Raw genomic sequence first — 12,505 nt, 5'->3', positions numbered from 1 at the left:
TAATGATTATCTTTTATTTCTGTGCTGTCAGTGTGTCATTAATCTTGCTTGCTTCGGCTTGAGCGATCTTACTGTCTAGGTTTAGCAGACCGAATTCATGGTTGTACTTCGTGCCGTTGTTAAGTATCCATCTCAGGAAACGGCTGACGGCCTCATCGGCGATGTTATAGTCAAGGCCGATCTTCTCTACGGCAACTCCAGACACTTTCCCGTTCTCGAGTGCAACAAGCACATCATCAAGCGTACCGTTATCGCTAAAGCTGTTTTCCAGATCGCGCTTTACGTCGATTCCAATCAGTGAGAGGTCACTCTTCAGGTGGCGACTCTTCAGATCGAAGATGTTCGGAAGGGCGTTGAACGACACACCGAGAGGATCTTTCTGTAGGGCCGTGTTCAGGAACAAGTCGTCGCCAGAGATGCGCTTGCCCCGGAAGTTACTGCTTTCCTCACCGAAGTTATGGGCAAACGAGGCGGCTACCGAGGTGGCGTTGCTACCGCTATAGATAATAATGTTCTCGAAAGCCTTGATCTTCTTCACGTCCTCATCGAAATCGTCGTTGAGGAAGAAGAGCTGCTTGATCTTCTTGTTGTTCAGATGCTTCCCTTCGAGCAGTCGTGCTGCCTCCGAACGACGTGCGGTGATAGGCAGTACGGCTGTCTCTCCGAAATAGACGACATGACTGAAGCCTTCGTTGTTGATCTCTTTGTTTTCTAATACTATATGAAGGTCAATGTTATCCTGACTGCCCGAACCCTTTACAATCTGGAACACCACGCCCGGCTCAGTCTTGGCGTATTCCTCAATCCATTTCTCAACCAGTGGCCGTGCAAAGCGCGGACTCTTAATGGTACGCACGTTACCGTTTACACTGTTTCCTTCAGCCCAGATGTTGTTCTGTAATCCAAGCCCCAATACCAATGCTATTGTAAATACGATTCTTCTCATAATTCTGTTGTTTAGTTTATTAATCATCTCTGGTGCAAAGGTACGGCGATTCCCGTATTCCCACAATCCCTTTGATATGTCATTCCGTATACCAAAGGTGTGGTATTTTTGTCAGAAAGGCCAGATTTGCAGGGCAGAAAGGCCCTGTTTATAGCTCAAAAGAGATGTTCAGGTAGATATTCCGCCCTTTCTGAGGGATGCCATTCCAGTCGGCATATGTGGTATAGAACCTATCAAGGATATTCTCTATGCCAGTCCGTAAGGTGACATGCTGTAGTGTGTAGCTTGTTGAAAGGTTACAGACGACCCATCCCGGTGTTTCCTTCTCACCGTATTTTACGCCGTATGCCGTATGTCGTACATGTCCTTTTACCTCTGCCAACAGTCTGAGACGTCCTGTGGAGTAGGTCAGTCGGGAGGTATAACTGAATGGTGCGATGAGGGGCAGTGGGTCATCATGCTCATCATGTCCAAGGCTGAAGGCGAGTGTCGTGCTCCAGTTGAGACCGTCGAAGGGCTTCCATCCTATTGTCAGCGAGGCGTTGGCGATGATGGCATGACTGATGTTCCCATATACCTTTACGCCCTCTGCACCGACAGTCATAGGACTGAGTCGTGTCTCGAACTGTCCAATGATATAATTGGTGAAAAGGAATGCGTTGCCGTCAATACCTATGGAGAAGGTCTTGTCGGGTTGCCAGTTGATGGCCGCATTTACTTCTACTGCCGACTCGTTCTTCAAACGTGGATTGCCGATGTAGTCGTACTGGTCGAAGGTATTGTTTAAATAGTATCCATAAGATTCTGTTACCGTGGGCGCACGACTCCCCCAGCCGGCACCAACTGAGAGCCGGAGGTCGGAGAGGGATAACTGATAGCTTGCGGCCATGCGACCTGTTGTCTGGTGATATTGCCGTCGCATCCCAGGGAAGAACACACTTAGTGCCTGGTGACCTTCCTCGTTGTTCAGTCGTTGCTGTTGCCACGACACCTTTGCCGAGAGGTGAAGGACCGACAGGGAGGAGAGTATGATACGATCAGAGAAGGAGACACCCATGTTGAGCGTGCCCACGTCGGGCCATGTCACCATATACATCGGGGCGGCACCACCCGGATACATGGTCATGTCGGCAAACAGACGGTTGTAATACCCGTCTACGTTCAGACTCGTCTCATGCCGTCCAACGGATCCTGTCAGCAGACTATAGGCGCCTGCCGTCCAACTTCGTCCTGGCATATCCATGTGAATCTCCACGTCAGGCCGATGGGTGTCGTCCATCTCGTGGACGATATGGTTATAGTAGACCTTGGTCTCCCATGAGTTGAAGAGGGGGCTGACAAACAGGTGTTTGTACGAGAGTGATGTAATGAAAGCCTCGGCCTTGGCAACATCCATATTGAGGGCTGGGTAGCCTACGTCGGAGGCACGGTCGACAATCAGCGTCGTCTCCATCACGTTGTTATCTGTCAGCTTAAGACCGGTGTTGACAAAGGCATTCACCTTCTGGAACTGTGAGAACGGCAGTCTGTCTCCTCCACCGCTCTTGTAGTTGTCCGCATGACGATAGAATGCGCCACCACCGATATAGAAATGCCGACTGGAGTGTGTCGCGTCGGCACCATATACCTGTAGCTGACCGTTGGCCTCGTAGCCTACGGAGGTGTTCAGGTGGAAAGGGGCGCCAGCGAAGCCGACCTTTCGCAGACGTAGGTCCAGACTGCCACCGATGTTGCCAGTGGCTTGTGGGTTTCCGTTCAACCCGGCATTCAGACTGATGCTCTGTAGATTGCCGCTCTCCACATAGCTTGTCACGGGGTCCATCTTGTCCGTGCAGGCATAGAAGATCTTCATGCCATCAATGGTGGTCGACAACCGTTCCGTCTGCATGTTGTTGACCATCGGCTCCCAAGCATATGAACCACGACGCACCAGTTCGACATGCGACAGCTCCGACAGGTGCTCGTCGATAGACGCTGTCTGTCCCTTGGCCGAGCGCTTGCCACCTTGTTTATACGACACGACCACCACTTCGTCCAGATGATGTGGCGCCGTGGCAGTCGTGTCCGTCAGAAATATGGTTGATAGCAAAAGAGTTCCTAACATGTTTCTTTGTTTCTTGACTAGATGGTTACGTCCCAGAAGAGCGAACTGTAGCCACTACTCTGATTGTCGCCTCCGGCAACGACATGACCTTGGGCATCGCGAATGGTCAGATGGATGCGCCAGAGACCGGTCATGGTGAGATTGATGGTGCCCTGATAGCTGCCGTCGGCCTGTGGGGTGAGTGGTCTGTTGTCTGGCGAAGTGTGGTTGCCCATATCCGGCATACGTGGGTCGATATCCACGGTGAACGACTCTTCTGCCAAGGCATAGGGTGTGGTGATGGGGGTGCTCTTCTTCGAGATATAAGCACGTATCACGTTGCTACCCGTCTTCCAGTCCGAGGCGTTCGCCAGCGAGAGGAAGTATGTGTCGTCGCCTACCTTGAACGACTTGAGCCATGCTTGTCCGTCGGGTAGGGCGTCGACCGTGATGCCGGCCTTGTTGACATCTCCTTTTCCACCGAGCACGTCCACATGGTATGATAGTGTCCACGATCCACTCTCGCCCGACGACATGATAAATGATACCCATGCACGTTTAATGGCTGGGAAGTTATCGTTGAAGACCTCGGCATTTCCGGATACAGGCGTGGAATGCTCCATCTTCATCTTGGTCATCAGCATCAGTGGTGTCAGACCGGTGATGGAGAAGTCTTTGATGTAGTTGTTCGACGACTTCTTCGTCGCAACAAAGAAGACCTCGTTATAACCTATATGGAACTTGCCGGTCCGGGTGTATGCATACACGTTGTATTTACGGTCCACCTCTGTCGTCAGTGTCGGAATGATCTTCACTGTCTCCAGAAACTTGTAAGCCTGTAGGGCTTGTTCGGCCGTGCAACAGTCAATATCGTTGGTGATCGTGATTCCTGGTATCTCAATGCCAGCACTGACCCCGTCGTCGTTGCTGTTGCAAGACGTCAGGGCAATGGCTGATAAAAACAAAAACAATCCTTTTACTTTCATAATTCTTTGCGTTAGTTTGACACTGCAAAGGTACGGCGATATGCTTGCTCCCACAATCCCACGTTCGTGGCATTCGCATACCATCTCATAGGTATTTTACCATCTTCACCGTACTGGACAACCGTCGAAAACGTGGGCTCACGCTCGCTTACTTGCAAAAAAGAGGGGCGAAGGATGCTTTTTCATGGATATTTTTGTATATTTGCACTGTTATTATAGATAAACCATAAACAATGACAAGTATGTTTAACCAGAATAAAGAATCGGCGCTTTAAATCAATGAGATAGGTTCTTTTACAGTAAAACAACTTGTTTTACTGTCGTGGAGATGCCTTCTTTGATGGAAAGAGATCATCCCTTTGAAGGTAAAACAAGTTGTTTTACTGTAAGAGATGACTGTGGAAGAAAGGTAAGAGACGTCTTCTTATAATAAGACAGACGACTCGTATCATAAAGAAGAATAGTGGTAGACTAACAAAAAGAAATATGGCAGTACACATCAAACTGATTAAGAACAACATCAAGAGTAGTAGTTCTTATGGGAAGTATTTTGCGAAGACAGTGAGTCAGGGCGAGGTTACTCTCGACGAGATCGCGGCTGAGGCATGCCGTAACAGTGGATTCTCGGAAGGTGCTGTGGTCGGCGTGGTCACAGAACTGCAGGATATCCTGAAGCAGAAACTTACCGAAGGGCAGACGGTGATCCTTCCTGGCATCGGTCGTTTCAGTCTCCGGGTGGAGAGCGTCGGTGTGGATGACCCGAAAGCGTTCAACATCCGTCAACACATCACCCGCGTTGTCTGTGGCTTCCTTCCTGCTGGGCGCCGCATTCAGGGGCGTCATATCCTCTATGATTTCTGCGACGGTGTGAAGGCTGTTTGGCAGAAAGGCTTCAAACCATAATGGTTGTCGCTATGTAAAAATCGCTAGTAGGAATGGTCTTACTAGCGATTTTATAGATAAAAGCGGTTGGCCCTGGCTCTCTCTTGTGGTGGAACAGAGTCGGGTAAGTACGTCCTGACGTCGTGGATCACCTATAGGTGGACCTCTTTGTCAACCACTTCACCGTTTAGGATGCGGAAGGAATTCAGGTGAACACCCTCATGCAACGATAGGATGGCATAGCGGATCGTGGGATCGTTGGCCAGACGGAGATCTTCCTGTGACGGTCGCGAGGGCGAAGCAGGATGACTGTGCCAGTTGGCGAGAATCTTCAGTCCTTTGGAACGGGCATATCTCAAGGCCGCAAACTGATCCTTCGGTGCGAAAGAGAAGTGCTCGGAGGAGTGGTCGATGTTCTCCATCCAATAGTTCTCCGTCACGACGTCGCCCTCATCAGAGCTAATGCCCAGCAGGTAGCCGCACGTCTCGTCGGGTGCGTCCTGCCGGGCCTGACTAATCAACTTATCAATGATTTCTTGTGGAATAAGCATCTCTTAGTGGTTTTTGAGGTCGCATGCGGCCTGTTCGTAATCTATCAGGTGGTCGATGGTCGGGTTGGAACCGCAGATGGCGCACGAGTCACGGTGCTTGACTGGGACGGTGCGGAACTGCATGGTCTTGGCGTCGAAGGTCAGCAGACGGTTGGTGAGCAGCTCACCGATGCCTGTGAAGTACTTCAGTGTCTCCGCGGCCTGGATGGTACCGAGCATACCCGCGATGGCGCCAAGTACACCGGCTTGCGAACAGGTGGGTACTGCTCCCACGGGAGGCGGCTCTTTGAACATACAACGATAGCAGGCTGTACCGGGCAGATGCGTGAACGTCTGACCGTTGAAGCGCAGGATGCCACCATGTGAGAAGGGCTTGCCTGCCATGACGCAGGCGTCGTTGATGAGGAACTTCACAGGGAAGTTGTCGGTGCCGTCGACGATGAAGTCGTACTCCTTGATGATGTCGAGCGCGTTCGACGAGTCCAGGAACTTGTAATGGGTCTCTACCTTTACGTCGGGGTTGATGGCCAGGATCTTCTCTTTGGCACTTTCAACTTTCGGTACGCCCACATCCTTGGTGAAGTGAATCACCTGGCGCTGAAGGTTGCTCAGGTCTACCACGTCGGCATCCACGATGCCGATGGTGCCGATACCTGCCGCTGCCAGATAGAGTGAGACAGGAGCACCCAGTCCGCCGGCGCCCACTACGAGCACACGTGCGTTCATAATCTTCTCTTGTCCCTCTACTCCCACATCCTGCAATAGGATATGTCGTGAGTAGCGCTGTATCTGTTCTTCTGTGAAGTCAATCATCGTGCGCCTCCTCCCATGAAGTACAGGAAATCGACCTTGTCGCCTTCCTTCAGTTGAATACTTTCCCAATCCTCACGCTCGGCAAACTCCTCGTTCACCTGCACGCTGACCATATCGGGTTGCTGTACATCGCTCTGTTTAATGAGTTCACTCACGTTGAGCGGCAGGCCCACTTCCTGCGCGTCTCCATTAACATAAATCTTTGCCATAATTGTTTGAGTTTGATTCTGGGTGCAACGTCAGTGCGGACCTGGCGTAGAGAACTTGCTCTTTGCCAAAGTGCGACCTGACTTCGCGATATAAATATCCGACTGCAAAGGTACGGTGTTTTGCCTGATGCCACAATCCCGCAGGGATGGTAATTCGCATACCATATCAAGGGTATATGAAATGCCATGAAAAGGCGATTGTAAGGCGTCTGATTTCGCCGTACCTTTGCACCCAGACTCAAACGTATAAAACGATGGCAGAAAACAAGAAACTAAGCATTATCGCCTTCAGTGGCGATTTCGACAAACTGACAGCAGTATTTACATTAGGTACAGGCGCGGCAGCCGTGGGCTATGAGGTGAACATCTTCTTCACCTTCTGGGGGCTCGACGCGATCAAGCAGAAACAGGGACGGAGCTTTACCGGCGGCAACTGGCTCACGAAGCTATTCGGCTTTATGATGGGAGGCCTCCGCGTTACCCCCACGAGCCGTTTCAACTTCCTTGGTGCAGGTCCGGGGATTTTCCGTTACCTGATGCGTAAGAACAATGTGGCAACCCTTGAGGAACTCGTCGAGGCTGCCAAGGCTCTTGGCATCAACCTCTATGCCTGCGAGATGGCGATGCATGTGCTTGGCTTGAAGAAAGAGGATTTCATCCCTGAGGTGAAGGACGTTCTCGGCGTGGCCTCGTTCCTGAATCTCTCCGAGGGCGGACAGACATTATTTATATAATAGATAAAAGGTAAGATATGGCTACAAAGGTATTAGACATCACGAAGGAACATTGTCCGATGACCTTCGTCAAGACCAAGATTGAACTCTCGAAGCTACAACCGGGCGACATCCTGGAAGTGCTGCTCGCAGAAGGCGAACCTCTCGATAACGTGCCTCGCAATGCCAAGGATCAGGGCTACAACGTTCTCTCTGTAGAACACGTGGAAGGCACGACGTATAAGGTAACTATTAAGAAATAAATCACAATTCAAACGTATTAAACTAGAAAACAATTATGGCAGAATCAAATCTTCAGCGCAGTGTGACCACTGCTACCGCCAGAAGACTGGCGACGACAACTAAGACGGCCCCGCAGATGGGCAGTATCACCCCGAGACTATTATTGAAGCTCTTGCCGTGGGTGCAGGTTAGTGGCGGCACGTTCCGTGTAAACAGGACTAAGGTCGAATTAAGGAAGAACGACCGTCTGCCCATCCAGTACGTGAACGGTGTGCCGTCGTTTACGGCGAAGAACTTAAAGGCAATCCCCCTCTTCTCTGAGTTCGACGACGAGATACTGAACCGTCTGGTAAGTGCTTTTGAGACACAAGAGGTGGATGTCGACAAACTGTTCGTGGAGGAGGGCAAGGACAAACAGCGCTTCTTCATCGTAGCCAGTGGACAGGCTGAGGTCATCAGCAAGGGCTCTCATGGCGAGGACCTGCGGATCGCTCTGCTGGGCGATGGTGAGTATTTCGGCGAGGCCGACTTGTTGGACGAACAGGAGTCGACGGTCTCGGTGCGTGCCATCACGCCGACGGTGTTCCTTGGCCTGAAGCTGAAGGAACTGATCAAGTTCATCAAGGAGGTGCCCGACTTCCGCGAGACGTTCAATAAGGCTGTCGATAAGCAGTTGCGCCTGAAAGCGTCGGTGAACGACAACGGTGAGAAACACATCGACCTGGTGAGCGGTCATGAGGAGGATAATATCATCCCCGAGACCTACATCGACTACGAAGAGAACCCGACGGAGTACTCGTTGAACACTCTGCAGACCGTCGTTCGTGTGCATACCCGTGTCAGCGACCTCTATAATAACCCTTATAACCAGTTGGAAGAGCAGCTGCGCTTGTCGATAGAGAGCATCAAAGAACGACAGGAGTGGGAACTCATCAATAATAAACAGTTTGGTCTGCTGGCAGCTGCAAACCCTGCCTACCGCATTACCACACGCTACGGCTCGCCAACACCCGACGACCTTGATGAGTTGCTCTCGTTGGTGTGGAAGGAACCGGCATTCTTTATTGCCCATCCGCGAGCAATCGCTGCCTTCGAACGAGAGTGTACGTGGCGTGGTGTGCCGCCTGTGACAACTGATCTCTTCGGTACTCGGGTTATCTTGTGGCGTGGTGTACCCCTAATCCCCTCGGACAAAGTAGAGGTGGAGGGCCAGTACCTGACTGGTAGAGGCGTAGGTACGACGAAGATTATCCTCGTGCGTGTCGGCGAGAAGAACCAGGGTGTCATCGGCTTGCATCAGAGTGGCATCCCCGGTGAGATAGCACCGTCGCTGAGTGCCCGCCTGATGGGACTCGATAAGTTTGGCGTGGCCTCATATCTGCTCACGAAGTACTTCTCGTTGGCCGCCCTTACCGACGATGCCATCGCTGTGCTCGAGAATGTAGAGGTGGGCTATTATCATGACTATCAGCATCGAAATAAAGTTGAAAAGTAAATGATCAATATATCAGAACTAAATAGTTTTCCGACACAGGACGGTGGCTCGCTGGCTCTGCTGAAGGAACTCGCACAGAAATACTGCCCAGAGGAATTGCAGGCAGAAAGGCGACGGGTAGTTGGGGATGACCTGGGAATACGGCAGGTGGTACTACCTGACGAAGGCCTGAACCTCTCGGAGCTGGAAGCTGGCTTCAGGCAGCTTCTGGCGGGGGGCAGTGGCTATAGCGAGTTGCCTTACATCGGGGATACGGATGCACAGACGTCGGCTCTCCCCAAGGACGACGGTTTCGGTATCGGCATCCCTGAGACGCAGAAGTTGAGGAATCTGCACTACGAGGAAGCTGACACACTGAACTCGGAGCAGATCAAACACGACTTCCCCGTACTACAGCAGAAGGTCAACGGTCACGATCTTGTGTGGCTTGACAATGGGGCAACGACGCAGAAACCCAATCAGGTGATTGATAAGATCGCGGACTACTACCGCAACTACAACTCGAACATCCACCGTGGAGCTCATACGCTGGCAGCCCGGGCGACGGATGCCTATGAAGAGGCGCGGGAGAAGGTACAGCGGTTCATCAACGCTGCTACGAGCGAGGAGATTATCTTCGTACGTGGTACCACGGAGGGTATCAACCTTGTGGCACAAACCTACGGGCGTCAGTTCCTGTCACCTGGCGATGAAGTCATCGTCTCAGAACTGGATCACCATGCAAACATCGTGCCTTGGCAACGTGTCTGTCAGGAGCGTGGGGCAACACTCAGGGCCATTCCAACCGATCAGAACGGAGACTTGATCCTGTCGGAGTTCGAACGACTCATCACACCACATACCCGCTTTGTTTCTGTGGGGCATGTCAACAACACTTTTGGTACTATCAACGACGTGCAGCGTATCATCGAGATCGCCCATGCACACCAGATCCCGGTGCTGATAGACGGAGCTCAGTCGATAGCTCATACGCCTGTGGACGTACAACAATTGGGCGCCGACTTCTTCGTGTTCAGCGGTCATAAGATCTACGGGCCTAACGGCATAGGCGTGGTCTATGGACGCAAGGAACTGTTGGACAAGATGCAGCCCTGGCAGGGTGGTGGTAATATGATTAAGGACGTGACCATCGAGCGCACAGAGTACAACGTGCCGCCTGCACGCTTCGAGGCTGGCACCCCTAACGTGGCCGATGCCATCGGACTGGGGGCGGCGCTCGACTACGTGAGTCGTCTTGGTATCCGTAATATCGAACACCACGAACATCAGTTGACGGAGTACGCTCGTGAACAGCTCGGGCAGATTCCTGGTCTGACGCTCATAGGTAACCCGAAGAATCGCGTGTCGGTCGTGAGCTTTGTGCTTGACGGTATTCCTGTACCTGAGGTCGGTACGCTACTCGATAAGGAGGGTATTGCCGTGCGTGCAGGTCACCACTGCGCCCAGCCCGCCTTGCGTGCCCTCGGCTATGAGATGAGTGTGCGCCCCACCTTCGCGCTCTACAACACCCGTGAAGATGTGGACAAGCTCGTGATTGCGGTGAAGAAAATAATTGGGTAGATAAATGAAGTACGAAACGAGAATACTGACGACGAAGTATCAGAAACCTGATGCATACGGGGCACTGTCGATGCCCGTCTATTATACGGCGGCGTTTGAGTTTGAGTCTGCCAAGGCCATGGGCGACGCGTTTTGTGGTCGCTCCATGGCCCCGTCGTATGCTCGCATCGCCAATCCCACGACGACCTATCTGGAAGAGCGAGTGCGGCAATTGACAGGGGCAGCGAGCGTGACTGCTCTCAACACCGGTATGGCGGCCATTCATTATGCCTTGACGGCAGTCAGCGCAGCAGGTCTTAATATCGTGGCTTCGAAACATCTGTTTGGTAATAGTGTGTCGCTGCTTCGAGATACACTGGGCAGCTTCGGCGTTGAGCCGCGCTTCGTCGATTTTACGAAACCCGAGGAGGTGGAGGCTCAGATTGACGACAATACTTGTGCGTTGTTTTTCGAGATTATCACTAATCCGCAGTTGTTCGTGGCAGACATCCGCAAATTGGCTGATATCGCCCATAAGGCTGGTGTCCCACTGATTGCTGATACCACCATTGTCCCGTTCTCCACCTTCCATGCCGTTGATTTCGGTGTGGATATTGAGGTGGTGTCAAGTACGAAATACATCTCTGGTGGTGGCACGGGTCTCGGCGGCCTGCTTATCGACTATGGACGTTTTGACTGGAGTCAGGCGCCTTCGTCATCGATACAGGCGCGTGTCAAACGTGTCGGTAAGAAGATGGCCTTTACGGCTCGTGTGAAGACGGAACTGGTGACGAACCTTGGGGCACTCATGACACCGCAGGTGGCTTATATGGAAACCCTCGGTCTTGACACACTTGATATCCGTTTCCGTCGTCAGGCCGAGACCACGTTGTGGCTTGCCAAACAGTGTCAGGCATTGCCGGAGATCAAACGCGTGAATTATACCGGTTTGGAGGATAATCCGTTCTATGCCCTTTCGAAGGCACAGTTCGGCCCGTTGCCAGGCGCTGTTTTCACCATCGACCTTGCCGATAAGGATTCTGCTTTCGCTTTCATCGACAGATTGCAGATCATCCGTCGTGCCACAAACCTCTTCGACCGTAAGTCGCTGGCTATCCATCCCGCCTCAACGATCTTTGGCTTGTTCTCTGCTGAACAATGCGCAGAGATGTCTGTGCCTGACACTACCGTTCGTCTGAGTATCGGTCTTGAGAACGGGGAAGACTTGCTGGAGGATATCAAGCAAAGTTTAAGATAAGAGTGAAGGAACTTCACTCTTATCTGTTCCCATGGCAGGAACAGGTCGTTCCCTTTATGGTTACCCCTTCTCAGATATAGAACTCCGACGAGTCTACCAATCCTGCCCTTAATGCATACTTGATAACCTCGTGAGCTGTGTTGATACCCAACTTGCGGAAAATGTTCTTGCGATGGGTCGTGATGGTGTGGACACTCGAGATTCGCTCAGCGGCAATCTCTTTCGTCGACTTACCTTGGGCGATGGAACGCACGATTTCTATCTCGGTTTCTGTCAGGAAACTGGGACGGCTCTCCTCTACCTGTTGCTGGTTGATAATGACTTCCAGTGCCCGCTGACTGATATATCGTTGATGACGGTCGACGGTCTGAAGGGCCTCACGTACTTCGTTCAGCGGACCGTCTTTGAATACGATACTGAACTGATGGGATGAATAAACCACACGACGCATGAAGGCTGGCGTTAACTCGTCGCTGATCAGTATCCACTGTGACAACGCAAAACGCTCACCAACGATAAGCAACTGGTCTGCATCTGTGAAGTCGAACAAGGTGAAGTCGAGTAGTACAATGGCGTCCTCGTGTTCTTTCAGTAGCTCTACAAGTCCCGCTTTGTCGGTGGCCACGTAGAGTTTGTTCTCTTCATCCTGCTTGATAAGGCTTATCAATGCCAATCGTGTCAGTTCTTGATTATCTGCCAATATGTAATTTCCCATCATCAAATAGTTTAGCAACGTATCTTTTCACGGTGCAAAGGTACGAAGATTAGAATTATCATCCAAAATACT

General features: G+C 51.6%; 13 protein-coding genes. 6 read left to right on the top strand and 7 right to left on the bottom strand.

Annotated features, from left to right (window positions below; translation table 11 throughout):
* Positions 1 to 13 precede the first annotated feature (13 nt).
* The 3 genes from BLU99_RS04565 to BLU99_RS04555 all read right to left on the bottom strand — a co-directional run bounded on the left by BLU99_RS04565 (position 14) and on the right by BLU99_RS04555 (position 4,015).
* Entirely contained in the window at positions 14 to 946 is a 933-nt protein-coding gene (locus tag BLU99_RS04565) for a hypothetical protein (RefSeq protein WP_091900019.1), read from the bottom strand.
* A gap of 148 nt (positions 947 to 1,094) precedes the next feature.
* On the bottom strand, positions 1,095 to 3,050 hold the full coding sequence (locus BLU99_RS04560) for a porin family protein (RefSeq protein WP_144006086.1): 1,956 nt from the start codon (positions 3,048 to 3,050) through the stop codon (positions 1,095 to 1,097).
* 17 nt (positions 3,051 to 3,067) lie between these two features.
* On the bottom strand, positions 3,068 to 4,015 hold the full coding sequence (locus BLU99_RS04555) for a FixH family protein (RefSeq protein WP_176771042.1): 948 nt from the start codon (positions 4,013 to 4,015) through the stop codon (positions 3,068 to 3,070).
* 486 nt (positions 4,016 to 4,501) lie between these two features.
* On the opposite strand from BLU99_RS04555, the gene BLU99_RS04550 reads away from it, so the two are divergent.
* The gene (locus BLU99_RS04550) at positions 4,502 to 4,918 is read left to right on the top strand and encodes an HU family DNA-binding protein (protein ID WP_091900016.1); all 417 of its coding nucleotides are present in this window, start codon (positions 4,502 to 4,504) and stop codon (positions 4,916 to 4,918) included.
* A 131-nt stretch (positions 4,919 to 5,049) separates the two neighbouring features.
* Here BLU99_RS04550 and BLU99_RS04545 read toward each other — a convergent pair whose 3' ends face one another.
* From BLU99_RS04545 to thiS, 3 genes are read right to left on the bottom strand one after another with little or no spacing between them, the layout of a single operon-like run.
* On the bottom strand, positions 5,050 to 5,448 hold the full coding sequence (locus BLU99_RS04545; protein ID WP_091900015.1) for a M67 family metallopeptidase: 399 nt from the start codon (positions 5,446 to 5,448) through the stop codon (positions 5,050 to 5,052).
* Between the two features lie 3 nt (positions 5,449 to 5,451).
* Positions 5,452 to 6,261 (bottom strand): HesA/MoeB/ThiF family protein, encoded by an 810-nt coding sequence (locus tag BLU99_RS04540; protein ID WP_218128536.1) that lies wholly within the window; start codon positions 6,259 to 6,261, stop codon positions 5,452 to 5,454.
* Positions 6,258 to 6,470 carry a sulfur carrier protein ThiS gene (gene thiS, locus BLU99_RS04535; RefSeq protein ID WP_091900014.1) on the bottom strand — a complete coding sequence of 71 codons (213 nt, stop codon included), beginning with the start codon at positions 6,468 to 6,470 and terminating at the stop codon, positions 6,258 to 6,260. The genes BLU99_RS04540 and thiS overlap by 4 nt, the downstream gene beginning before the upstream one ends.
* 254 nt (positions 6,471 to 6,724) lie before the next feature.
* On the opposite strand from thiS, the gene BLU99_RS04530 reads away from it, so the two are divergent.
* Genes BLU99_RS04530 through BLU99_RS04510 form a run of 5 tightly spaced genes read left to right on the top strand, consistent with a single transcriptional unit; the run spans position 6,725 to position 11,718 of the window.
* Positions 6,725 to 7,204 (top strand): DsrE/DsrF/DrsH-like family protein, encoded by a 480-nt coding sequence (locus BLU99_RS04530; RefSeq protein WP_091900013.1) that lies wholly within the window; start codon positions 6,725 to 6,727, stop codon positions 7,202 to 7,204.
* 17 nt (positions 7,205 to 7,221) lie between these two features.
* Positions 7,222 to 7,446, top strand: a complete 225-nt coding sequence (locus tag BLU99_RS04525; protein WP_091900012.1) for a sulfurtransferase TusA family protein — start codon at positions 7,222 to 7,224, stop codon at positions 7,444 to 7,446.
* Positions 7,447 to 7,481: 35 nt separating this feature from the next.
* Entirely contained in the window at positions 7,482 to 8,921 is a 1,440-nt protein-coding gene (locus BLU99_RS04520; protein WP_091900011.1) for a family 2B encapsulin nanocompartment shell protein, read from the top strand.
* Positions 8,922 to 10,481: a cysteine desulfurase gene (locus tag BLU99_RS04515; protein ID WP_091900010.1), complete on the top strand. Its 1,560-nt coding sequence runs from the start codon at positions 8,922 to 8,924 to the stop codon at positions 10,479 to 10,481. It abuts the gene before it with no gap.
* Positions 10,482 to 10,485: 4 nt separating this feature from the next.
* Positions 10,486 to 11,718, top strand: a complete 1,233-nt coding sequence (locus BLU99_RS04510; RefSeq protein WP_091900009.1) for a PLP-dependent transferase — start codon at positions 10,486 to 10,488, stop codon at positions 11,716 to 11,718.
* A 70-nt stretch (positions 11,719 to 11,788) separates the two neighbouring features.
* On the opposite strand, the gene BLU99_RS04505 is transcribed toward BLU99_RS04510, so the two are convergent.
* Entirely contained in the window at positions 11,789 to 12,433 is a 645-nt protein-coding gene (locus tag BLU99_RS04505) for a helix-turn-helix transcriptional regulator (RefSeq protein ID WP_091900385.1), read from the bottom strand.
* Positions 12,434 to 12,505: the final 72 nt, after the last annotated feature.

The sequence above is a fragment of the Prevotella sp. lc2012 genome (assembly GCF_900107065.1).
Classification (GTDB): Bacteria; Bacteroidota; Bacteroidia; order Bacteroidales; family Bacteroidaceae; genus Prevotella.
This window is presented reverse-complemented; position numbering and strand designations above follow the sequence as displayed.